General features: G+C 44.5%; 21 protein-coding genes. 9 read left to right on the top strand and 12 right to left on the bottom strand.

Annotated elements, in window-relative coordinates:
* Positions 1-5: 5 nt before the first annotated feature.
* Complete coding sequence (locus tag CIK93_RS02005) at positions 6-1,652, bottom strand: diphosphate--fructose-6-phosphate 1-phosphotransferase (protein ID WP_094446428.1); 1,647 nt, start codon at positions 1,650-1,652, stop codon at positions 6-8.
* 203 nt (positions 1,653-1,855) lie between these two features.
* On the opposite strand from CIK93_RS02005, the gene CIK93_RS02000 reads away from it, so the two are divergent.
* The 7 genes from CIK93_RS02000 to CIK93_RS13560 all read left to right on the top strand — a co-directional run bounded on the left by CIK93_RS02000 (position 1,856) and on the right by CIK93_RS13560 (position 9,426).
* Positions 1,856-2,125 (top strand): hypothetical protein, encoded by a 270-nt coding sequence (locus tag CIK93_RS02000; protein WP_094446427.1) that lies wholly within the window; start codon positions 1,856-1,858, stop codon positions 2,123-2,125.
* A gap of 9 nt (positions 2,126-2,134) precedes the next feature.
* Positions 2,135-2,689: a 1-acyl-sn-glycerol-3-phosphate acyltransferase gene (locus CIK93_RS01995; protein ID WP_094446476.1), complete on the top strand. Its 555-nt coding sequence runs from the start codon at positions 2,135-2,137 to the stop codon at positions 2,687-2,689.
* On the top strand, positions 2,689-5,568 hold the full coding sequence (locus CIK93_RS01990; protein ID WP_094446426.1) for a xanthan lyase: 2,880 nt from the start codon (positions 2,689-2,691) through the stop codon (positions 5,566-5,568). Before CIK93_RS01995 ends, CIK93_RS01990 begins: the two co-directional genes overlap by 1 nt.
* A gap of 43 nt (positions 5,569-5,611) precedes the next feature.
* The gene (locus CIK93_RS01985) at positions 5,612-5,959 is read left to right on the top strand and encodes a hypothetical protein (RefSeq protein WP_094389481.1); all 348 of its coding nucleotides are present in this window, start codon (positions 5,612-5,614) and stop codon (positions 5,957-5,959) included.
* A 12-nt stretch (positions 5,960-5,971) separates the two neighbouring features.
* Positions 5,972-7,939 carry a YgiQ family radical SAM protein gene (locus tag CIK93_RS01980; RefSeq protein WP_094446425.1) on the top strand — a complete coding sequence of 656 codons (1,968 nt, stop codon included), beginning with the start codon at positions 5,972-5,974 and terminating at the stop codon, positions 7,937-7,939.
* The gene (locus CIK93_RS01975; RefSeq protein WP_094446424.1) at positions 7,863-8,669 is read left to right on the top strand and encodes a hypothetical protein; all 807 of its coding nucleotides are present in this window, start codon (positions 7,863-7,865) and stop codon (positions 8,667-8,669) included. Before CIK93_RS01980 ends, CIK93_RS01975 begins: the two co-directional genes overlap by 77 nt.
* A 577-nt stretch (positions 8,670-9,246) precedes the next feature.
* On the top strand, positions 9,247-9,426 hold the full coding sequence (locus CIK93_RS13560) for a hypothetical protein (protein WP_158215457.1): 180 nt from the start codon (positions 9,247-9,249) through the stop codon (positions 9,424-9,426).
* Here the strand turns inward: CIK93_RS13560 and CIK93_RS01970 are convergent.
* From CIK93_RS01970 to CIK93_RS01940, 7 genes are all read right to left on the bottom strand, one after another.
* Entirely contained in the window at positions 9,393-10,010 is a 618-nt protein-coding gene (locus CIK93_RS01970) for a trimeric intracellular cation channel family protein (protein ID WP_094446475.1), read from the bottom strand. The genes CIK93_RS13560 and CIK93_RS01970 overlap by 34 nt on opposite strands.
* A 2-nt stretch (positions 10,011-10,012) precedes the next feature.
* Positions 10,013-11,290, bottom strand: coding sequence for a replication-associated recombination protein A (locus tag CIK93_RS01965; RefSeq protein WP_094446423.1), 1,278 nt, complete (start codon positions 11,288-11,290; stop codon positions 10,013-10,015).
* Between the two features lie 1,073 nt (positions 11,291-12,363).
* On the bottom strand, positions 12,364-13,374 hold the full coding sequence (locus CIK93_RS01960) for an acyltransferase (RefSeq protein WP_094446422.1): 1,011 nt from the start codon (positions 13,372-13,374) through the stop codon (positions 12,364-12,366).
* A gap of 60 nt (positions 13,375-13,434) precedes the next feature.
* Positions 13,435-14,052, bottom strand: a complete 618-nt coding sequence (locus tag CIK93_RS01955) for a DJ-1/PfpI family protein (protein WP_094446421.1) — start codon at positions 14,050-14,052, stop codon at positions 13,435-13,437.
* 101 nt (positions 14,053-14,153) lie between these two features.
* A complete protein-coding gene (locus tag CIK93_RS01950) occupies positions 14,154-14,345 on the bottom strand; it encodes a hypothetical protein (protein WP_094446420.1) in 192 nt (63 codons plus the stop codon).
* Positions 14,346-14,383: 38 nt separating this feature from the next.
* Positions 14,384-14,701 (bottom strand): heavy metal-binding domain-containing protein, encoded by a 318-nt coding sequence (locus CIK93_RS01945; protein ID WP_094446474.1) that lies wholly within the window; start codon positions 14,699-14,701, stop codon positions 14,384-14,386.
* 109 nt (positions 14,702-14,810) lie between these two features.
* Positions 14,811-16,997, bottom strand: a complete 2,187-nt coding sequence (locus CIK93_RS01940; protein WP_158215456.1) for an outer membrane beta-barrel family protein — start codon at positions 16,995-16,997, stop codon at positions 14,811-14,813.
* Between the two features lie 193 nt (positions 16,998-17,190).
* On the opposite strand from CIK93_RS01940, the gene CIK93_RS01935 reads away from it, so the two are divergent.
* Together CIK93_RS01935 and CIK93_RS01930 are read left to right on the top strand one after the other, a co-directional pair.
* Complete coding sequence (locus CIK93_RS01935; protein ID WP_158215455.1) at positions 17,191-18,150, top strand: LytTR family DNA-binding domain-containing protein; 960 nt, start codon at positions 17,191-17,193, stop codon at positions 18,148-18,150.
* Between the two features lie 968 nt (positions 18,151-19,118).
* Positions 19,119-21,491, top strand: a complete 2,373-nt coding sequence (locus CIK93_RS01930; protein ID WP_094446417.1) for an outer membrane beta-barrel protein — start codon at positions 19,119-19,121, stop codon at positions 21,489-21,491.
* A gap of 405 nt (positions 21,492-21,896) precedes the next feature.
* Here CIK93_RS01930 and CIK93_RS13555 read toward each other — a convergent pair whose 3' ends face one another.
* From CIK93_RS13555 to CIK93_RS13550, 4 genes are all read right to left on the bottom strand, one after another.
* A complete protein-coding gene (locus CIK93_RS13555) occupies positions 21,897-22,133 on the bottom strand; it encodes a hypothetical protein (RefSeq protein ID WP_094446415.1) in 237 nt (78 codons plus the stop codon).
* A gap of 305 nt (positions 22,134-22,438) precedes the next feature.
* Entirely contained in the window at positions 22,439-23,464 is a 1,026-nt protein-coding gene (locus CIK93_RS01915) for a nucleotidyl transferase AbiEii/AbiGii toxin family protein (RefSeq protein WP_173815107.1), read from the bottom strand.
* A complete protein-coding gene (locus CIK93_RS01910; protein WP_094435357.1) occupies positions 23,451-24,062 on the bottom strand; it encodes a DUF6088 family protein in 612 nt (203 codons plus the stop codon). The genes CIK93_RS01915 and CIK93_RS01910 overlap by 14 nt, the downstream gene beginning before the upstream one ends.
* 761 nt (positions 24,063-24,823) lie before the next feature.
* Complete coding sequence (locus CIK93_RS13550) at positions 24,824-24,973, bottom strand: hypothetical protein (protein ID WP_158215454.1); 150 nt, start codon at positions 24,971-24,973, stop codon at positions 24,824-24,826.
* Between the last annotated feature and the right edge of the window lie 241 nt (positions 24,974-25,214).

The raw sequence follows: 25,214 nt of genomic DNA, 5'->3' as shown, positions 1-25,214 counted from the left end.
TCAGATTAAGCCTGCTCCAAAGCCAGTGTTTTGGTTGTCTGATCACATACTTCTGATGGACCCCAGTACTGGATTGGGCCGGGATAAACATAAGCAGTCTCTTTAGCCCACTGCGCTCTATGAGCGGCAAAGAACTTGAATGGTGCACCATCAAGCTCTACAAGAGCCTTGCGGATAACGGGCTTGTTCTTACCATTACGACGCTCAATGTTCATCATCATAGTGATGGGCACACCACCGGCAATCCATTGTTCTGCAGGTGCTGTTGTGTTCTTGATGATTGACATATAACCAGTCTTGCCATTAGCAATCAGGCGTGAAGCGTTGAAACCGAGTGAATAGCAATAGTCTGCATCATAGTTTGATGGAGCAGCGCAACGGCCTTCGTAACCAAAGAAGTGATGCTGTGCAGCAAACTTACCATTGTACTTACCCTCTTTCGCCCAAAGATCAAGTTTAGCCTCAACCATGCAAGAGAGGAGCTTCTCTGTTTCGATCAATGACACCTGAACGTTTCCGTGAGGGTCGCGGTCGAGACAAAGCTGACGAGCCACGTCTGCAGGAAGTGATTCGAGTACTGCGAGGTTGTCCTTGGCAATAGCGTTCTTTACGAAAGAAATCTGTTCTTCTGCATTAGCAAATACGCGAGGCTCACCTGTTGCAGGATCAGTCAGTACTTCGTTCAGTTCGGCAATCAGTTTCTTGATAGCAGGAATGAACTCGATAAGTCCTTCTGGAACAAGTACGGTACCGAAGTTATTACCTTCGTTGGCACGGACTACCACTGCATTTGCGATGTAGGTTACAACATCGTCAAGTGACATTTCCTTAGCCTCTACCTCTTCTGAAATCAGACAGAGATTTGGCTGGGTCTGAAGTGCACATTCCAAAGCAATGTGTGAAGCAGAACGACCCATCAGTTTGATGAAGTGCCAATATTTGCGGGCTGAGTTACAGTCACGCTCAATATTACCAATGAGTTCACTATAAGTCTTACAAGCGGTATCAAAACCAAACGAGGTCTCAATCTGGTCGTTCTTCAAGTCACCGTCAATAGTCTTAGGACAACCAATTACCTGTACGCCGTATTTCTTTGCAGCATAATACTCTGCAAGAACACAGGCATTTGTATTAGAGTCGTCACCGCCAATGATAACCAAAGCCTTGATGCCAAGCTCACGAAGGATTTCAATACCCTTCTCGAACTGATCTTCCTTTTCCAATTTGGTACGTCCAGAACCGATAATATCGAAACCACCGGTATTACGGTAGTTGTCCATGATCTCGGCTGTTATTTCCATATAATTATGGTCAACCAAACCGCCAGGACCAAGAATAAATCCATACAGTTTATTTGCTGGGTTAAGAGACTTAACACCGTCAAAAAGACCAGAAATAACATTGTGTCCGCCAGGAGCCTGACCACCAGAAAGGATAACACCTACGTTAAATGCAGGCAGCTGTGTGGCTTCACCTGGTTCAAAGGTAATTACAGGCATTCCATAAGTGTTAGGGAACAATGCCTTGATCTCATCCTGATTTCCTACTGATTGTGTTGGTTCACCCTCTACAGCTTTTACAGCTCCCTGAAGAGCCTTGGGTAATTTGGGCTGATAAGCAGCTCTTGCAATTTGCAATGCACTTTTTTCCATAAGTTGATTTTATTTACTTTTTGAATAATGAACTCTTTTTTGGGTTACAAAAGTAGTCATTTTCTTCAAAAAATAAGAATTAAAATGGCAAAAAACACATTTTTAATATTTTTTTAAACGATATAGATTGTAAATTAGAATATTATCTGTATCTTTGAACAAAAATTAAAATAAATCACAAAAAAAAACAAAGGAGGTATATAATGGCAAACAAAAGAGCACTAAAAAAGAACATCAATCTGATCTGTGATGAACTATACATCGATTTTATTGCCGCTTCACTTTATGGCAATACCCATGACGATAAAATTTTAGCAAATATTGTAGATACAATAGACAAGATGCAAAGCAATACGCTCAGCCGCATTTCTCATCCGGAACCAGGCATGAGCAAAGGCAAATATTTCAAAGACCTCAAAATACAATTCAAGACTTCTGTCCTTGAAATAGCAGATCAAATCAGCAATCTCTAAATAATGAATATGTGGAAATCATTCTGTAACTGGCTGTTATATAAACGTATGGGGTGGACTGTAGATGTCACAGAACCCCACCCCGACAAATACATCATTTGCTTAGCTCCACACACCAGCAACTGGGACTTTCTTATTGGACAACTGTATGCTGGAGCAAATAGCATCAGCAGTAACTTTCTCATGAAGAAAGAATGGTTCTTCTGGCCTCTGGGACCTATTTTCCGACGTATGGGAGGCATTCCTGTATGGCGTTCAAAACACACAAGCATGACCGATAACTTGGCAGAATATGCCAAGCAATCAAAATGTTTTCATCTCACCATTACACCAGAGGGAACACGATCGCCCAATCCAGAGTGGAAGAAAGGCTTTTATTATATTGCTTTGAAAGCAGGAATACCTATTCTGCTTTATGGTGTAGATTACAAGAAACGACGCATCCAGTGCACCAAGACCATTATTCCTAATGGCAATATTGACGACCAGATGCATGAAATAAAAATATATTTCAAAGATTTCCAAGGTAAGAAACCTGAGAATTTCTGTTTAGGAGACATCTGATGAAAAAACTGACGCTGATACTATTGCTGGTTTGTATGCTGCCAAAAGGGACATATGGACAGACTACAGACGATGCACTATTACGTAATCGCTTAGAATCATATTTTTCTCACTACAAACCCATTGGCGCGCAGTTCTCACGGCGCGCCCATCTGTCTGCATGCGAAATTGATACTACTGAGAGAAACATCAGGATACTGGCCAATGAGACGTTTGCCGAACAGGCATTCACGCCGCAGTCGGTAGAACGTATCGAACAGGAGGTACGAAAACTGTTGGTTGGACAGTATGCGGACTACAGTTTCTCGATACTTACCCACAACAGAGATATTCACGAACTCATCCCCAACCGACTACGCGAAAAACCGGATAAGAAACGCCAATGGAACCATATCGACTACCAAGGAGCACCATGGGTCAGAAACGTTTCCTCACCTATTAGCATCCGACATGGTCTGGATGGACGTCATGTGGCATTATGGGCGAGCCATGGCTATTATTACAACATTGCCAAAGAAGAATGGGAATGGCAACGTCCACGCCTTTTCGCCACAAGCGAGGACTTATATACGCAAACCATCGTAGTGCCCTACCTCATTCCTATGTTGGAAAATGCAGGAGCCATTGTGTTTACCCCGCGCGAAAGAGTATGGCAGAAAGAAGAAATCATCGTGGATAACGACGGTTCGAAGCGCAACTATATCGAAGCGACTGCCAGCAACAAATGGAAAAACACCCCCAACAGCGGATTTGCTTTCCACCAGGGTCCTTATGTAGATGGGGAGAATCCCTTTCAGGCGGGAACAGCACGCATGGTGAAGACGACGGGCAGCAAAACCCGCTATTCCTTTGTCAGTTATCAGCCCGAATTTCCCCGTACTGGAAAATATGCCGTTTATGTCAGCTATCAAACATTACCCAACAGTATTGACGATGCTCACTATACCGTATGGCACCGAGGAGAACGAACTGAATTTCGTATCAACCAACGCATGGGCGGAGGAACATGGGTCTATCTCGGAACATTCGAATTTGACAAAGGGTATAGTGAATTCAACCGGATAACCCTCACCAACCACAGCAGCAAGAACGGCGTGATTACAACCGATGCTGTCAGGTTTGGCGGAGGAATGGGCAATATTCAACGGGGAGATCGGGTCAGCGGAATGCCTCGGGCTTTGGAAGGCGCACGCTATTATGCCCAATGGGCAGGAATGCCATACAGCGTCTATAGTTCAAAAAACGGACAGGATGACTATGGCGACGATATCAACGCCAGATCCAACATGGTCAACTATCTGGGGGGCGGTTCACCATTCATGCCCGATAGTGCTGGACTCCATGTACCCATAGAACTCTCATTGGCTGTCCATTCCGATGCAGGACTCCGTCGCGACGGACAAAGTCTGATAGGCACACTATCAATCTGTACCACCGATTTCAACGAAGGACTGCTGGGAAGCAAAGTGTCCCGACTGGCTTCGCGTGATTATGCCGATGCCCTTTTGGATGGTATTGTTACTGACATGCGGTATAAGTATGGAAAATGGAACCGTCGTGAAATATACGACCGCAACTACTCTGAAACCCGTCAACCCGACGTGCCGAGTGCTATCATCGAAACGCTCTCTCACCAGAATTTTGCGGATATGCGCTATGCCCTCGACCCCAATTTCCGCTTCACGCTGGCACGTTCACTCTACAAGACTACGTTGCGCTTCATGAGTGAAATGCACAATAAAGAATATGTCGTCACCCCATTGGCTCCTACCAATTTCCGCATCAGCCTTGACAACAAAGGTATGGCGCGTCTGGAATGGGACGGTGTGGATGATCCACAGGAGAAGACTGCCTCGCCCTCTGGATACATTATATATAAAGGTATAGAAGGCATGGATTTCGACAATGGTACCGTGGTCCGCAGCAGAAACAATTACGAGGTCCGACTGGAACCCGGATTGCTTTACCACTTCAAAGTGGCTGCCTTCAACGATGGCGGCAAGAGTTTCACAACAGAGACCCTTTCAGCTGTCTATCAGCCTGAAGCAAAGGGAAACATTCTCATCATCAACGGATTCAACCGACTGTCTTCACCTGCCGTGAGATTCTCTGACACCGAACAGGGTTTCGACCTGGACGAAGACCCTGGAGTAACAAGAGGTTGCATGCCTGGATGGATGGGACGCCAGTTGGATTTCGACAATAACAGCAGGAGCTTTGGCGACAGCGGAGACGAGATGGCTGGGACTTTCTTGGCTGGTAACGACTTCAACTATGTTTCAACTCATGCCAAGGCGATTGTTGCGGCAGGAAAATACAATATCGTCAGCGCTTCGGTAAAATCTGTGGAAAGCAAACAGTTGCCGTTGGAGCAATTCGACATGATAGACCTGCTATTAGGACTGGAGCGTGACGATGCACACAGTTTGGTATATTATAAAACCATGAAGCCCACCCTGCAACATCTGTTGCGCCAGTACGCCAACCAGGGCGGTTCTCTACTGGTGAGCGGCGCCTACGTCGGTTCTGATATGAAATCAGACGAAGACAAGAACATGCTCGCAGAGGTATTGAAATGCCAAAGTGCCTCGCCTTACAAGGCTGCCAACGACAGCATCACGGGCATGGGAACCACCTTCGATTTTTACCATCAGATGAACGAAGAGCATTATGCGGCAACGGCAGCAGACGTCATAAACCCCGTAGGGAAATCCTTTGCCGCCATGCGCTATGCAGACGGTCAAACGGCAGCTGTTGCCTATCAAGGCAACGACTATCGCGCCTTGACCATGGGATTCCCCTTCGAATGCATCAAAAGCGATAAAAAGCGCAATACACTCATGCGTGGCATGATCAATTTCCTGATCAACAGACAGTAATAACTCAAAACAAAACAATATTAACTCAAAAAATCAACAATCTATGTACAGAATCCAGAGCAACCCCACAGGAACCCGCAGTATAGAAGTCAGCGAGCAACACCTTGCAACAATCGAGAAGTATCAACTCTTCCGCGATCTTATTGACTCCAATGGGTATATTGACGAACAGGTCTTAGACAAACTCAAACTCAACATTCGCGCCCTGCTCGAATCTGAAGCCACAACAGACAAGGCACTTCTTGACCTTTGCCTCGACGTCATCTACCATCATAACATGAAAGCTTTCGGCTTGCAACAGCTCATTCTGCTGTTCATCAACTGGAAGAACCAAAACGAAGATCCTATCGGAGTGGACGCTGACGTCATACAGGGCACTCCCCTCAACTAAAATACATATACATTGGCAAACAGCAAATATCAACTGACAGACTTTCTTCCTACTACGAAGAAAGAAATAGAACTACGCGGCTGGACAGAACTCGACGTTATTCTGTTCAGCGGAGACGCTTATGTAGATCACCCGTCGTTTGGCGCAGCAGTCATCGGACGCATACTGGAAGCCGCCGGCTATAAAGTGGCTATCGTACCACAGCCCGACTGGCATGGTGACTACCGTGACTTTAAGAAACTGGGACGACCACGCCTGTTTTTCGGCATCTCACCGGGATGTATGGATTCCATGGTCAATAAATATACAGCTAACAGACGGTTGCGTTCCGAAGATGCATACACCCCTGACGGGCGACATGATATGCGTCCTGAATATCCAACGGTGGTCTATAGTAATATTCTCCGTCAGCTCTACCCAGATGTCCCTATTGTACTTGGAGGCATCGAGGCTTCTTTGCGACGCCTCACTCACTACGACTATTGGCAAGACCGATTAAGGCCGTGCCTGCTTTGTGACGCACCGGCTGATATCATCTCATACGGCATGGGAGAGAAAACCATTCTTGAAATTGCCCGTTGCTTAAACGATGGACTGCCCCTCTCTTCACTTCACGAATTGCCCCAGGTCGTCTATCTTGCCCGTCGCAACGAAATTGTCGATGGCATCAGCGATCATGATATCGTGCTCCATAGCCACGAAGACTGTCTTAGAGACAAGCGGAAACAAGCCGAGAATTTCCGGCACATCGAAGAACAGTCGAACATGATACACGCCCAACGCCTCATTCAAGCCGTCGGCGACAAATATGCTGTTGTCAATCCGCCCTATCCGCCCATGACAACCGAAGAACTGGATGCCTCGTTTGATCTGCCCTACACGCGCCAACCGCATCCGAAATACAAAGACAAGCGGATTCCGGCGTATGAGATGATCAAATACTCCGTCAACATCCATCGAGGATGCTTCGGAGGATGCGCTTTCTGCACCATCTCTGCCCATCAGGGAAAATTCATTGCCTGTCGCTCCAAACAGAGCATCTTGCGCGAGGTTAAACAGGTCATGGGGATGCCTGGCTTCAAGGGTTACATCTCAGACCTTGGCGGACCTTCTGCCAATATGTATGGCATGCGAGGACGCAATCTGAATGCGTGCGAGAAGTGCAAACGACCCAGTTGCATCCACCCGCAGATTTGTCCCAATCTCAATACCGACCATACTGCCCTGCTGGATATCTACCGTAGCGTCGATGCTATTCCCGGCATCAAGAAGAGTTTCATCGGCAGCGGTGTGCGCTACGACCTCATTCTGCATCATAGCAAAGACGAAGAAAGCAACAAGGCTGCCATGGAGTATGCCCGCGAACTCATCACCAAACATGTCAGCGGACGACTGAAGGTGGCTCCCGAACACACCAGCGACAACGTATTGCAGCTGATGCGCAAACCGCCATTCAGACAGTTTGACGATTTCAAGCACATCTTCGACCGCATCAATCGCGAGGCACACCTCAACCAACAGATCATCCCCTATTTCATCTCCAGCCATCCAGGCTGCAGAGAAGAGGACATGGCGCAACTGGCTGTGCTCACCAAACGCCTCGATTTCCAGTTGGAGCAAGTGCAAGACTTCACACCCACCCCCATGACCGTTTCTACCGAGACATGGTACACAGGCTACGACCCTTACACCCTCCAGGAGGTGTATAGTGCCCATAGCCCAAAGGAGAAACTTGCCCAACGCCAATATTTCTTCTGGTACAAACCAGAGGAACGCAGATCCATAGAACAGAGTCTGCGACGCATCGGGCGTTCCGATCTGATTAGAGAACTATGCCCAGGATCTGGCGGAAACACATACCGCCAACAGCCGACAGGAATGCCTCACTATAAGAAATACAACAATGAAAATCATCGAACAGAAAATACAGGGAAAGGATCCGGAAAAGAAATGCGAGGACGGAATCGTCGTAACAGATGATTTCATCGCAGTCATTGATGGGTCAACAGCCAAGACCTACTACCGGCACAGCCGGTTTCGTTCCAACGGGCGACAGGCCATGCGGTTGACCGGCAAATACATCAAGAAAATGCCCAAGGGAATTGATTGCCATCAGTTTCTGATAGGGGTGACCAACTATATCCGTAGAGAGTATAAGAAATCGGAAACAGAACACCTCCTCCTGCATCCGGAAGATCGCCTCACCTGTTCTGCCATCATCTATAGCCGCCTTCAACGGCAATTATGGCTGGTGGGCGACTGCCAATGCTTGATAGACGGCGAACTGATAGACAATCCGAAACCCGAAGAGGCTGTTCATGCCGCCAAACGTTCTGAATATGCCAAAAAGCTGTTGAGTCAGGGCACTACCGTAGATCAACTGCTCACCAAGGACACCAGTCGCGAATATATTATGGCTGATATGGTGGAGAGCATGAAACAACAGAACGTCAGTTATGCCGTGATAGACGGTTTTCGCATTGCCGAACAGTTTGTGAAGGTCATCACCCTCGATTTCCAACCTCACCATATCGTCATGGCAAGCGATGGCTACCCCTTCCTGCGTGAGACACTCGACGAGAGCGAACAGCTGCTCCGTCAACAGCAGGAGAACGACCCACTCAATATCGACACGTTCTTAGCCTGCAAGGCATTCCTCAACGGCCAGGATTCATTCGACGACAGGAGTTACATCAGCTTCGAAATCTGATTCCATCGTTCCAGAAACAATGGCAGGCTAATCATCAAAAATCCACGGAGTGTTTAGGTTAGAGGTTAAAGGTTAAAGGTTAAAGGTTATAGGTTAGAGGTTAAAGGTTAGAGGTTAAAGGTTAGAGGTTAAAGGTTAGAGGTTAAAGGTTAAAGGTTAAAGGTTAAAGGTTAAAGGTTAAAGGTTAAAGGTTAAAGGTTAGAGATTCTATTTGAAGATTATTTTCAAGATTTTCGTTAAGATTTCGAGCCGTAAGGCGATCCCCATTAAAATTCTTCCCAAAAAGCGAGGTACTCGAGCGCATTTTCAGTCGAGATGTTCGTTAAAGATTTTGTTTGCTGCCTCCCTGAATTACAGATTATTTCTTGCGAAGCAACTTCTTAAACAAGATTTCCCCCAAAGATTTCTTGCGCTCGCGCAACCCAAACCATCCGTATAAATTCCGTCTAAATTCCGATGATATATTTCTGGCCGTAGGCCATATTTTTATTAAAGATTTCCCCCAAAGATTTCTTGCCGTAGGCAACTAAAAAAATCCACGGACCACACGGAGAACACGGAGAAAGATTTTCGTAGGATGATAAAGACCACTCCCTCAGACCTCAGACCTCAGACCTCAGACTCAGACCTCAGACCTCAGACTTCAGACCTCAGACTTCAGACTTCAGACCTCAGACTTCAGACCTCAGACCTCAGACCTCAGACCTCAGACTTCAGACTTCATCATTCGTTTTTCAGCTTGGGTAGTGATAAATGATACTTCACCGCCATGAAACGTATCAGACAGGTTGTGGTAAACGAGACGATGACAGTCACCTCAATAGGAACATTCAAGACCACCAGTCCCCAATACGCAAGACCGCCGGCAACGGCAGCAATGGCATAGATCTCCTTGCGGAAAATCACAGGTTCGTTGTTGAGAAGCACATCACGGATCACTCCTCCAGCCGCCCCTGTAATACATCCCATGATGATGGCGACCCAAAACGGCTGTCCAAAGACGATAGACTTCTGAATACCGGCAATATTAAAGAGAGCCAGACCCAGTGTGTCAAAAGCAAACCATGCGTTGCTCAACCTTTTAAGGTGTCGGGCAAAGACAATCACAAACAATAACGCCATTGCCGTACATTCCATATAAATAGGATTGGTCATCCAGAAAGGAGTAGTTCCCAGCATCACGTCACGTATCGTACCGCCGCCGATAGCCACCGCAATTCCGCAAACGTAGCCGCCAAACCAGTCAAATCTTTTGGATGCAGCATGCCGAATACCGGATATCGCAAAGGCAAATGTTCCGAGAAACTCAATAATCTGCTGCACCAGGATATCATATTCCATATTCATTGTTTATACCTTTCCCCCCAATAGTTAACCATTCTTTCATAGAGTTTTTCTTCTGCCGGCGAGTGTTGCCCATGCCATATCCGTTCGTCAACAAGAGCATCAGGCATATATTGCTGTGGTGTGAAATGACCGGGATAGTCATGCGGGTAGAGATAACCGTCATGATAGCCCAACTGCTTCATGAGTTGCGTAGGCGCATTGCGAATAGGAAGCGGAACAGGCTGGTTGCCAGTCCGTCTGACAAGTTCCAAGGCAGCATCAATACCTAAATAGGCAGAGTTGCTTTTCGGACTCGTTGCCAGATACACAGTAGCTTCTGCAAGCGGAATGCGCCCTTCAGGCCATCCAATCTTCTGCACCGCATCAAAGGCAGCATTAGCCAGCAATAACGCATTAGGATTAGCCAATCCGATATCTTCTGAAGCAGAAATCACCAAACGGTGTGCTATGAATTTAGGATCTTCCCCACCCTCTATCATCCTCGCCAACCAATAGAGTGCCGCATCGGGATCAGACCCACGGATACTCTTGATGAAAGCAGAGATAATATCATAGTGCATCTCACCATCCTTGTCGTAAGCCAGCGGATTCTGTTGCAAGCGCTCAGCCACCATTTTGTCGTCAATAACAATAGGCTTACTCTTGTCCGATGCTTCTATCACCAGTTCCAAGATATTGAGAAGCTTACGCGCATCGCCACCGCTGAACCGCAACAAGGCATCCGTCTCTTGCAGCGTAATATCCATCTCTTTCAGATAGACATCCTTCGTGATGGCCCTGTCGAGCAACTGCAACAAATCATCTTTTTCCAATGATTTCAGCACATAGAGTTGACAGCGGGAAAGTAGAGGTCGTATCACTTCAAACGAAGGATTTTCGGTAGTAGCGCCAATAAGCGTCACCACACCTTTCTCAACAGCCCCCAACAGAGAATCCTGTTGCGACTTAGAGAAGCGATGAATCTCATCGATAAACAATATCGGTGATGCCTCGTTGAAGAAGCGCCCTTTCTGTGCACGTTCTATCACATCCCTTACATCCTTTACCCCACTCGTCACGGCAGAGAGCGTATAGAATGGAGTTTCAAGCCGATGTGCTATGATCTGCGCCAAGGTAGTCTTGCCGACTCCCGGTGGTCCCCACAATATAAACGAGGAAATCCGCCCAGCGTCTATCATCTTGCGCAAGACAGCCCCTTGTCCAACAAGGTGCTGCTGTCCTATATAGTCATCGAGCGTCCTTGGACGCAAGCGTTCTGCCAATGGTTCTGCCATAGATTCTTATCAATTTTGATACAAAGGTACTCTTTTTTTTTATAATACCATCGTTTTCGTTAAGTCAAATGAGCACAACCGAATTTTATTCGGATTTTGCCATGACGAGAAAACGAAGAACGAAGTTCATGGTTTTCGTTAAGTCAAATGAGCACAACCGAATTTTATTCGGATTTTGCCATGACGAGAAAACGAAGAACGAAGTTCATGGTTTTCGTTAAGTCAAATGAGCACAACCGAATTTTATTCGGATTTTGCCATGACGAGAAAACGAAGAACGAAGTTCATCGTTTTCCAAAAGATTTTTTTCAAGACTCTTTATCATCATCGGATCCTAACGGAACTTAAACAGATTTCTTGCGAAGCAACCCCCATAAGAATCCACGGAACACACGGAGAACACGGAAAGATTATAGTTAAATTCTTGTAAAGATTATAGTTAAGATGTCGAGCCGTAGGCGATCCATAATAAAATTCCTCCCAGAAGCGAGGAACTCGAGCGCATTTTCAGTTGAGATTTATATTAAAGATTTTACAAGGGAGATAATCTGCGAATCCCTAAAATATTTCTTGCGAAGCAACATCTTAAAAAAGATTTCCTCCAAAGATTTACCTATGGTTTGTTTTGTCGTGACTCAGCATAGTGAAAGCGAACGTTTTCGTTAAGCCAAATGAGCAGAGTTAAGTTCACTTAAACTCTGCCATGGCGAGAAAAGGTGCCATGAAATGGAGCTCTCACTCTGTCTTCGCTACTCCAAAACATCTAGCCTTCAGGCTACCCCAAAAAATACCGTTTCCCAAAACTGTTATCTGTTATCTGTTATTTGTAACGCAAAAAATTCATTTTGGGAAACTGTCAACTGTCAACTGTAACGTCTGGTGTGAATTGGCATGGTCCAAGAAAACAGGAACAGTCCTCGCGAAACCTATTTTTCCATTCCGAAAACTGTAATACTGCAAGCTGTAAGAATTATAAGTCATGATGTCAATGACCTGTCACTGTGACATCCATCGCCTGCTGCTGACAGAGCATAGAGTCCGGCAACTGCAAAAGCCAGGGCAAGAAATATCATTCATAAAACCCTTTTCACTCCCGGCAACAGGCGCAATAACCATGTGAAGGCGAATGACAATACAGTTGAGACAACACCGACGAACATAAACTTGCCAAAGGCTCCCATCCATACACCATCAAACATATTCTGAATACAAATCATCAACGGCAAATGGACAATGTATGCCCCATAGCTCTGGGCCGAGAGCCACGAGAGTGCTTTATTGCCCATATTGACTTTCTCGCGGAACAGCCATAACAAGCCAAAACTGATGAAAACGCACATCAGCGACTCATAGATTCCAAACCATTGCCAAACGAAATCATTCCACTCACCGTCTTGTCGGACATAGTTTCCTATAGCCAATGCTCCACCTATCAACAATGCCACAACACCCGTCGTCTTGGTCATCTTGTCGAGCCAGTCAAATCGATAGGCAAGTATGCCCAATACAAACATCATGACATACTGAAGATAGTGGGCAGGTTCAAATGTCCATATACTAAGACTAATCCAATGATCTTGTGGACTCTCCTGACGAATGAAATAACTACCGATGCCCATAACCAATGCTGCTATAAACAGTCCTATTAGCGTCGGTCGTGAGTCGCAGTCTTTAGATATTGCCGGGCATCTTTTCCTGACTACGGCATAGAAGAAACTGAATATCAAAAGACTTTCCACAAACCACATGTGGGCTATCTCGACTTTTCCTGTAGCATATGTCAAAAGACCACCCATCAACAACAATGGAACTCCGAGACGAAGTATTTTCTTCCTGACAAAGGTGCCAAATCCCTGCCTGTCATAACTGCCAGGTATAAAATACCCTGATATGAAGAAATACAACCCCATGAAGAACGCAGCATTAGTAGAGAAGAAATGCCATATCCAAGGCATCACCTCCGCAGGATTTGAAGGAGTATATCCCCACTCGCCACCGTCACCATACGCTTGTCCCGCATGATGTAATATCACCAAGAAGGTCAATGCCACCTTAAGATTATCAAGATAATTCAGTCGTACCATAATACTAGGTAAGTATGCTTGTGTAATCGTGTATCAGTTATTCAACAAACGAAGATATCTCTATGAGGTTGCCATCTTCGCAAACTCCACGAGCCCCATCTTATAGAACATTTTGTACATCTCTATTTCCTTTGGCTCGTCTTTTTTGAGCAAGGTGAGTATCTCGCATGCGAAGTCTAAGCTGGCACTGCCATTTGCCGTAACGATATTCTTGTCGCTCACTGCCTGTGCATTGACATAGCCGGCGGCGTTGGTATAAGCCTCCCCACCCCACAGCTGCAACTGCTCAATGCCATTGCCCGTATGGCGGACATCGTTGAGGAATCCCTTGCTCGCCATCCATGAGGCAGCATTACAGATGGCACCGACTATGCAACCTTTGCTGATAGCATCGGCAACGAGAGGAGCAACACGCTCAGCCGCCTCGCTCTTCCAGCTATATCCTCCGATGAGCACTAGTGCTGCATAATCGTCGGGAACATTATTAAAGGTATAGTCTGGCAAAACGCGGAATCCGCTGATAGCCTCAACGGGGTCCATTGATTCAGCCACAATCTTGTTCTCATACTTCGGATCCTCTTTCATTGCCATGGCATCTGAGCGCAATGGTTGGGTGAGATAAGGCAACTCATGTTCCGCAAACTGCGGCAGCAATACATATAAAACTTTCTTCATCATAATAAAAATTGATTTTGCGACTGCAAAGGTAGTGTCAATATGACAATATACCAAATAACTGGGACAGAAAGCAAGGATATGTGACGAAACGACGAGCATGGCTATGAATTGTCTTTCCTCTTCTTATTGACATATAGGATAAGGAAGTTGGCGAGAGCGGTCGAGGTGAGAGCAAGGCTCAAAGCCCAATTGTTCTCACTCGACGCGCTCATCATCGACTTAATCAGGAAGAACACTCCTGAGAAAAGCAAAATAGAGATAATGCAGTATAATATGACATTATTGCGTATCATAGTATTATGGCTAATAAAAATCTTGGGGACATAAGCTGTTATATCACTACTGCAGTACCGCTTGCCGTCACCATCAGCATCGAACCGTTGGCCCCGAGAGCCTCATAGTCGAGATCGACACCTACGACGGCATTGGCTCCCATCATCTGTGCACGCTCCTGCATCTCGCGCAATGCTATGTCCTTGGCCTCGCGCAATACGCTCTCGTATGAGCCACTGCGTCCGCCTACGATATCGCGGATGCCGGCAAAGAAGTCCTTCACGAAGTTGGCGCCAATGATGGTTTCACCAGTCACCAAACCCTTATACTCTCTAATTGGATGCCCCTCAATAGTGGGCGTTGTTGTTACTATCATAATCATCTCGTTTTAAAATGTGAAACAAATATTTTTTATTCATTAGACGATAAACGTCAACGATTTACTACAAAATAATGATGTCAATGACCTGTCCCTGTGACATCTTTTACATACGCTTGATTGCCGCTTCGCCTGCACTTTTGCCCTTATACTTGCTCTTGGTGGCATTGAAGGCATAGCGCACCGACAGTGCCACACGATGGAAACTGTAGTTGCCGCGTCCCTCTCCAAATACGTCGCCTTGCTTCAGCGTATAGTTGCCGAGGTCGATAAGCGCATCCTGCTTTGCCGTGTTGAATATGTCGCAGAATGAGAGGCGTACCACGAGCGACTTGTCCTTTAGGAATGATTTCTGCACTGCGGCAGTCAAGTTCCAATATGCCTGCAGCAGGCGCACGTTGCGGTAGTGGGCTTTGCTATAGAACTGCGAGTTGAGTTCCAACTGCCAGTCGCGTTTCAGTCTGAAGGCATTGTCACTGTTGAATATCAGCATAGGTTTGTCGTAAGTGACATGGCGCTTGCCTGTTGCCTCGCGCGGATCGTCGAGATTAAACGAGAGCCACTGCTTCTGCACTCCCACTGTATTGCTCGTGGTCCACACTCCCACTGTGGGCGATACATTCACGAAGGCACAGAACACGTCGATGGGACGGTCGAAGTTTACCATACCTATCATCACCACTCCATTGTCGTCGTAGGGCGTTGTCCAGTCGTATATGGCATCCTTGATATGCAGGTAGTTGACATTGAAGGCTATCCATTTCCATCGTCCCGAAAGGTCCAGGGTGTGGCGTATCTCGTTTTCCAACAGAGGATTACCCGTCTGCAGTGTGTATTTGCTGCCATAGTCGATTTCGCTTCTCAACTGATAGTATGACGGGCGTGTGGTCTTTACGCCATAGCTTAGTTGCATCTCCACGGTTCCGAGGCGAGTGCCGAAAGATAACGAGGGGAAGAAATCGTCATGATTTCTCTTCACCGAGCGCGATGGGTCGGTCTTATCATCGAAGTCGAATGCCACATGCTCATATCTCATTCCGAGAGTCAACATTCCTGCCTTGGGTATCATGATGCCATATTCGAAGAAAGCGGCATAGTTCTGCTCGTTCACATTCGACATCCTATCGAAGATATTATCCACACCGCTGATGCGATAGTCATTGTCGCGACACACGGTGGTCATTTCGCCACCCAACTGCAGTTTGCCTGTCCAAAGAGGATGTTCGGCAATAAGTCGCGCGGCAAAGAGGTGGCTCTTGTTCTTGGTCATCGACTCCACGGTGCGCATACCCGACATAGCCTGCTCGTTGACATGATTGTCATTCTTGTCACATTGCGAGTAGTAATCCACATTGGCGTCAATACCCCATTTGCCTATCTTTCCGTTGTAATATGCATTCACAAGTAGGGTATTGGGATTTTTGTATTTGATGTCGCTCTCCGACTTCAGGTAATCCTCCTTCATGCCATTGCGCAGCACGTCTTCCTCCATCTCAAACCAGTAGCGGTTTTTCAACCATATACCTCTCTCCAACTTCACTCCAATGAAGTTGTCATCGTCAAATTGCCAGTTGACTCCGGCGTTGAAGAACATACGCGAAAATTTCTGGTCGGATTGGGTATAACCGGTTTGGGTATGGGAAACAATTGAGTTTGTATTCTGCTTGAGGTATGTGTTCTGCTCGAGCAGAGACCTATAACCATCGAGATAGTCGTTTTGGAATGTCACACCGCCGAAGAAGTCAAGTCCCTCATGACGATAGTTGAGATTGAGGGTGGACGTCAGGTTGTTGTTGCCCGATTTCAATGCCTGTTCGTCGCTCACGTCAAATCGTCCACTGAGCCCCTCGCCCTGCTGACGACGCGTCTTTATCTTCACCACGGCGTTCACCGAGGCGTCGTAGGCAGCTCCCGGACTATTTACTACCTCCACCTCACGTATATCCTGACTTCTCAATCTTTTCAGTTCCTCAAGGTCCTGCACCTTTCGTCCATTAATATAATAAATAGGTGAACCCTTTCCTATCACCTGCAACTGACCACCCATACGCATCATACCAGGCACACGCGAGAGCATGTCCTCAACCGAACCCGCCGACTCCAATGGCGAACCCACAATGCGAGTGACCATCGCACCGTTTCTCATCTTTGTTCGCGGAGCAGTGGATTTCACCACAAACTCCTGCAGGTTGAGCGAATAGCCAACCGAATCTTTCTTCTCCGTCTGGGCCATGGCTGTTGCCACTCCCAACATTGCGGCGAGTGCCGCCAAACATAATTTCAATGTCGTCATATCTTTGTTCATTTAAAAATTTTCCGTTGCAAAGTTACGTTGGACATTTGGATTCTGCAATAGCGTGGGATATAAGGCAGAGGAAATGGGATATTACGTCTTCCATTCGTCACATATCCCTACCATTTGTCCCAAATATATTGAAATATGGGATAAATGGTGTATCTTTGCAATCGTTTATGAAATTATGACGATGATGAAAAGACGATTAAAAGAACCAATAAACATCCGCATCATTCACGAAAGCGTGTATGCCGGCATATTCGTATTCCTTTTGTTATGGCTCACCATGCCATTCAATGTCGAGACTATCCACGAAGGTCGCCCTCTGTTCTTCCTCGCACAGAGTGTCATCACCACTGCGGTCAGTATGATAACCTGTATATTCACTGCCCACATTCTCCACATGCCCATGGACCCCAAGTTGCCGCTCAACACTGTCCATCGCAACTCTATCGTCAACTATCTTATCAATATCCCCATCCTCGCCCTCGCACTCACTCTCTTCGGGGGATTCTTCTTCTGCAATAATCCCATCGAACCCTGGTGGTACGACGAACAATTTCACCTTGATTATTTCTTTGACTACATATACTACGTCTCAGCCACATGCATATTCTTGTATATCGGCACCTACGTGCGCAACCGCAACTGGCATCTGCGCCATCAGCTCGAAGAGGTGCGCACCATCAATGCCCTGCTTGAGGAACGGCAGAAAGCCATTGCCGAACAGACAGAAAAGGAGGATGAAACAAGCGACAATACTCCCTGCGAGGAAGTGCGCCAGTGCCACCTCGTGGGAGCCACGGGCAACAGCACACTCATTCTTCCTCCCTCTAATATAATATATGTAGAGTCGATGTCCAACTATGCCAATATATGTTATATGGAATCAGACGAGGTGCGCCACAAGATGATGCGAATCACGCTCAAGCAGATTATGGAGAGTATTGGCAGCGAACCGTTTATGGTGCAGTGTCATCGCGCCTTCATCGTCAATCTCAACTTCGTCGTGTCGATGTCTAATCGCAACTCTGCCTATCAGCTGCAGATATTCGGTACAGACAAACCCATCCCCGTATCGCGCAACAACACCTCTGTGGTAAAGGAAAAGTTATTATTGAACACAGAGACTCAGAGGCACAGAGAATAATAATAAGTTACTCGACTTTCTGAAGTGATAATCTGTGATAATTAAAATATCTTTGATATTTAAAAATCTGTGATAATCTGTGGACAAAAAAGACTCAGAGCATAGTCAGGTTTTTCAGACCACAGATTAGCACAGATTGGCACAGATTAAGAGCCAAAGGCTCTGATTAGGTTGATTATTGATTGATGATGATTGATTATAATCTGTGACACAACTTTCGGAAGTTATTTTAAACCCCTTATACATTGTGTCACTTCAGAAAGTTGAGTAAGTTATCAAAAGATACATAGATAGTATTAAAGGACTTGTCGCCAGAACTGTCCGACACTGACTTTTGACATGACTTGAATCAGGAGTAACGACACCTCATCGAATGGTTCACTTCATGCACCTTTTCTCGCCATGGCAATGACTGAGCAAGCTCATCATTGCTCATCTGGCTTAACGAAAACGTTCGTTTTCCAAAAGATTTTTTTCAAGGCTCTTTATCATCATCGGATCTTAACGGAACTTAAACAGATTTCTTGCGAAGCAACATCTTAAAAAAGATTTCCTCCAAAGATTTACCTATGGTTTGTTTTGTCGTGACTCAGCATAGTGAAAGCGAGCTCTCACTCTGTCTTCGCTACTCCAAAACATCTAGCCTTCAGGCTACCCCAAAAAATACCGTTTCCCAAAACTGTTATCTGTTATCTGTTATTTGTAACGCAAAAAATTCATTTTGGGAAACTGTCAACTGTCAAACTGTAACGTCTGGTGTGAATTGGCATGGTCCAAGAAACAGGAACCTGTCCTCGTGTTTTAAGAATCCGAAACCTATTTTTCCTTTTCAAAAACTGTAATACTGTAAGCTGTAAGAATTATAAGTCATGATGTCAATGGCCTGTCCCTGTGACATCAAAATGCGAGACCTTGCAACCAAACATGATTTCATCGCGTCAAATAAGCGAATATAAAATTTATCAATCATGAAAAGAGTAACAACATGTATCATTATCTTATTGGCAACAATATGCCAACTGAGTGCACAGAATCTTATTGGAAGAGTAACAGACGAGAATGGACAACCAATGGAGTTTGCCACAGTTTCACTCCGTTCCCTTCCCGACTCTTCCATCGTGGCAGGATGCATAACTGACGCGAAGGGACAGTTCTGCATCGAAAGAAAGAATGCGGGCGACTTCATACAGATTTCCTCCATAGGATATGGAACGAAGAACCTGCCTGTTTCTGCATTCACTACATCACAGACAATAAAGATGCAGATTGAAGCTAGCTTGCTGAATGAAATCGTTGTCAGCAAGACTCGTCCGAAGACAAAGCTCCTTGGCGATGCTGTGGTAACTACCATCGAGGGGTCGATACTTGAACATGCGGGCAATTCGCTTGAGGTGCTTGCCAAAGTGCCTGGAATGATTACCAAGAACGGTAGTCTGGAAGTGATTGGACGTGGCACACCTGTATATTATATAAATGGAAGAAAGGTGAACGACGACTCTGAGCTCCGCAACCTTATGTCGGAAGACATCAAGTCGATAGACGTGGTAAGCAATCCCGGTGCCGAATATGGCGGCGAGGTGAGATGTGTAGTGCGCATCCGCACTGTAAAGCGACAGGGAGATGGTTTCAGTTATGCGCTTACGAGTCAGGCTCAACAACACATATACGACAATCATGATTTCGACCCGTCATGGTCGGTTCTCGACCTCAACTATCGTACAGGCGGTTGGGATATCATTGGGAAACTTGTCTATTACAATCAGCACAGCTATCAGATAAGTGACAAAATGAGTGGTAACACATTCGTCAAGATGCCTGATGGCAGCGTGAAGCATAACCTGATGGAAGGTCCTTTCGCTTTCATTGGTCACAATAGCGGAATAAGCGGCGACCTCGGAGTGAACTGGCAGATAAACGAGAACCATTCTCTTGGAATGAAGATGAACTATGGCGGTATGCTGTTTGGTAATCAAGATAACGTATTTGAGGACAAAGTATATGCAAATGACGAGCTGATTGACATTGTTCATTCCACATCCCATACCACCACACCTTCTTCTCACACCTTTACAGGCAATATCTACTACGATGGGAATATCAATAAACTGCATGTGAATTTCAATGCGGACTTCAGCAACTCGGGCTACGAAAAGGAAACTAACGTGAACGAAAACAGTCAGAACGACCCTGCATTCATTGAGAACTTATCCGATGGAGTAGCACGAATGGGCGCAGGAAAACTTGTACTCTCCTACCCCATCTGGAAAGGAATGTTTAAGATTGGAACAGAGGAGACATACGTCACCGCAAAGCAGGAATACAATTCTACCAAGACGGAGATTCCTTCGTCGAAAGCTAAGATTACCGAGAACAACATCTCTGGCTTTGCTGAATATGCCTTACCTTTCAAGTATGTGCAGGTAGTGGCTGGCATAAGATATGAGCATGTTGATTTCGAATACACCAACGAATGTAGCCCGAAGGATAATATCAGCAGGACACATAACAACTGGTTTCCTTCATTCAACGCATCAACCAAGATTGGTCCTGTAGGTATAAATCTTGGATATACCACAAAAATCAAGCGACCACGATATGACCAGCTAAGTACAGAGCTTCAGTACAACAACCGGTTCATGTATCAGACGGGCGACCCTACGCTTCTTAACGAGATACAGAACACCCTATCGCTCAATGCCAACTGGCGATGGCTCACTCTTACCGGAGCATACGAAGTGGTTGACAATGCCATCTACCAGCTCGGCTATCCATACGACGATGACTGCACAGCAATGGTCAAGTATTCCAACGCAAAGGAAACAGTGCGCAAACTCAACATCTATCTCAATGCATCACCAACCTTTGGCATATGGAATCCACGCTACACCGCAGGTATGGAGAAACAGTACTTCAATACAACCGTTATCGACCCGCGTGAATCAACAGGTACGCGTGTAGTCAAGCGTAACGACCCGATGTTCTTTGTTCAGGCAAACAACACATTCAAGTTGAAGCAGGGATGGCTGATAGACCTTGACTATCAATACACGTCGCCCTTTGACTACGTGATGTATAAGTTTACCAAACCGAAACACGGTCTAAATCTTGCAGTCAGCAAGTCGTTTCTCAAGCACGATGCACTCAACGTCCGTCTTGCATGGAATGACATCCTTAACAAGACAAAGGAAAACGTATGCACCGACTATGGCAACTTCATCCACAGCCAGAACAATGATTACAATTCTCCATGCGTCCAGCTTCGCCTCTCTTATCGTTTCAATACGGCAAACAGCAAGTATAAGGGAACTGGTGCTGGAGCAGATGCAAAGAGCAGGTTATAGAAAACTGTCAAACTGTAACGTCTGGTGTGAATTGGCATGGTCCAAGAAACAGAAACCTGTCCTCGCGAAACCTATTTTTCCTTTCCGAAAACTGTAATACTGTAAGCTGTAAGAATTATAAGTCATGATGTCAATGGCCAGTCCCTGTGACATCGAAGAATTGAAAGTCATGATGTCAATGACCTGTCCCTGTGACATCTTGTGGACAAAAAGTAATGCACCCAAAAGGGCTTGCGGAATTCATTTTGGGAACAATAAACCCACTGACAATCGGCATCACTGCTGTAAATCAGTGGGTTTATATTTTCAGTTGTCAATCTTAATAAGATGAATCACTGATTTTTGCTGTTGGGATGGGCATTTATTATTGCAATGTAAAACTATAGTACTCATCATTGCAAATTGCTATTTGTTTTTAAATTTGATAAGTTCTTCCTCGCATTGTGCAATGAAATCATTACAACTACCTTCAAATCCCAACTCTGGGGCAAGTATATCTGTTTTACTCATTTTAATGGATAGTTTCATGTTCCATCTTTTAATCAGATTTGCAGCTGCTAATCTTTCTTCTACATTGTTTGTGAACACCAATACGCCTCCATTCCATTTGCCGAAACCCTCGATGTTTTCCCAATGTATCAAGGTCTTACCGATAAGAAGGCCTTCGTTAAGTATCAGAACCCAGCATCTTCCTTTTATATTATAAATTAGGTCTCGAACAAAGGCATACGTTCCTCCTATTCCGAAAAAGAACGTGCCAAACCATCCAATGATTATATAAAATGTCTAATCCGTTTTTAGCGCACAGAAAAGGGATGTCACGGTCAGTAGAATTGTAAAAAACAATTGTTTGACGAGTTTCACCCATCTGTTGTTGAGTATTGTTCTCATTTTTTATATTATTATATTTCTGTATTATAGTGTTTTATGCAAAATTTGTTGCTGTATCAACATACAGAATTAGAACTCCGGAACCTTTCTTGAAGTTCTAACATGGCAGAAATGAGTTCATCAAATGAAGGTTTATCACCATAGATCATCGTCTCCATCATTGCCTCATAGTCAGCTTTCCACGCGTCAATTATATCTGGACGTGGCACCAACTGCATTCGTTTACGGACTTCTGGTGTATAGTCCATTCCACTTACAGAAGTGAATATCTCACGATGATGACGAATACTTTCCCATAATTGGTCATCACTGGCTGCTTTCACCGCAAAATCCATGTTCATCATACGATACAAGTCATACAAGTGACGGCTCTTACGTTCTGCTTTAAGTCCATGACCTTCAACTGAGAACATTTCGTGAATGAGAAACACCTTTTCGAGGAAAGTCTTGCCAGGGATAGACGTTGCAACTTCTGAATCAACGAGTGAAGTCTGGATTGCTGGGAACTGCTGTTCAAGCATACTTTGGATATGGCATTTCTCATTGGGCTCAAATAGTGACCTTGAACCAATTTCCAACATCACAACTGGTTGCAGATATGTGGCAACATCTGCTAAGGCACTTTTATATCGGATGAAGATTTTGCGTGGTTCAGGATATGTTCCATCACCTTCACCGTCAGGTTCTGCATCCATGGTACAAAGCTCTGCAAGACCATATTCTTCAATTTTCTTCTGAAGTTCTGTGGCAAATTGTTCCCTAACAAATATGGAAGAAGCTTTGCGTAGCTTCTTGATTTTCTTCTTTGTAAGGTCGCCTTCAAGATCAAATAAAGACCTATCAACAGCAAGATCAATGTCCTCTGAGAAACGATTGATAACTCCCCAAACTTTGGACAGAGACGTACCTCCCTTGAAAATCAATTTATCTGCAAAAGGCAGAGTGAATACTATTTGAAGAATAGTTGAGACCCAAACATCCTTCTCTATGGCTTGTGGTGGTAATCCGGCCTTAGGAGATGTTTGATTCAACACCATGATTTGCTGCTCTTTTGACAATAAGAAAAAGTTATTCTTGTTCATATGCTTTCATCACTATATTTCTAATCCATACAGGCATTAAAGCCAAATCCTTGACAATGCTGTCTTTATTTTCTAATCTGAGTAATTTATGAATATGGTCTATCTGGTCTTTTGTAACATTACTCTGCCCATAGTCTTTGAGGGCATACGTAATGAGCATAGCCAATTTGTTCTGAAAGGAAATATTCTTTGAAGATGTCTGCTTAAATTTTACTTTGATATTTCCCAAAACTGTTAAATTCTTGGCATAGCCATTGGTAAGGAACACATAATTCATAGGAACCTGCGTAGAAAGACCTAATATATTCTGTGCATGTACACCTGTTGGTACAACTTTTATATGGTCACGCTTGGCTATTGCATTTACAATATCATCGACAGATGGTAAGATTACCCCAAGTCCCAATAGCTTGTCAATTTTAGGATAACAATATATACCCCGGGCAACATTTATAATAAGCTCTTTGGACTTTAATATCTCAAGAGCCTTGCGTATGTTATCCGATGATGAATAGCGAGCAAACCTATCCGGAAAGAATACAGTACCCCTTCCGCACTTCTTTAAGCTGCTAAGTATTTTATTCTCAATCGTTACCATTGTAGTTTAATACAAATCTATTCACAAACTTATCAAATATTTGTGAATGCAAAGTTACTACTTTTATTTCAATATCAATCAAATCATAGAGAAAAAATGAAGATTTTTATAATTTTTCTCCATAAATGCAATATATATTACTCACTTTTGACTGATTTTCTCAAAAATAGAGAAGCAAACAACCATATCGTTATTATTTATTGATGGATAGTGGTGCTTTTCATATTTTAGGGCGATACAGGTGCATATTCGAATCTACAAAGACAATTATGGTGTCTTGCAAACGCATTTAAGAGTAACTGCACGTTATGACAACAAATGAAAATTTCAGATTCTTTTCGTGTTAATTTTTGTTATCTCTTGTTTGCATTCTTGGTGTTTTTTCCTTTTTTTGTTTCCAGTTTGTTTCTTTGCATCTGTATAACTCATTATATATACTGAATATCAGTCTATTAGCGTATTGCGATAGGATTTCAAGAAGAAGATAATGAGTAGGTACAATCACAGAATCTTCCCTGTTTTTTTCTTTTCCAAAACTGTTATCTGTTATTTGTACCGCAAAAAATTCATTTATGGAAACTGTCAACTGTCAAACTGTAACGCTTGCGATTGACATTGGTTTTGCTCTTATGATGTCGGAAATGTACGTTTTATGTCCATACACAATGTTAGGAAAGTGATAATATATTGTTAATAACTTTGCCTGATTATGGCACTCAAAGAACGTTTTCGTTAAGCCAAATGAGCAGAGTTAAGCTCGCTTAAACTCTGCCATGGAGAGAAAAGGTGCCATAAAATGGAATGCTTTTCTTAGACATACGCTTCCCCATAGCCTTGTCGTAGAGTTCATCGAGTCTGTTGGCAAAGTCATGGTGACGTAGTCCGGTAATCGCAAATCTGTATGTGGTCATGATCAGGATTTTTTTGTGGCTTTTTAATTTTAGCGACAAAAGTAGTAAATAATTTCGTAAAAACAAAAAGAAAAGATAAGAATAACGAATTTTATATTTTCTTTTATCGGTTTCTTTTTTGTCGTATTTTTAGCAAAATACATTACAATAGAAAATTTTTAGTTTTTACAGTTTTACAGTTTTACAGTTTCGAAAAAGCTAAAAATTCTACTAATTAAGAGATTTTGACAATTCCAAATTA

Source organism: Prevotella sp. P3-92, assembly GCF_002251205.1.
Lineage (GTDB): Bacteria > Bacteroidota > Bacteroidia > Bacteroidales > Bacteroidaceae > Prevotella.
The sequence above is the reverse complement of the archived record's forward strand: the minus strand, read 5'-3'. Positions and strand labels throughout refer to the sequence as shown.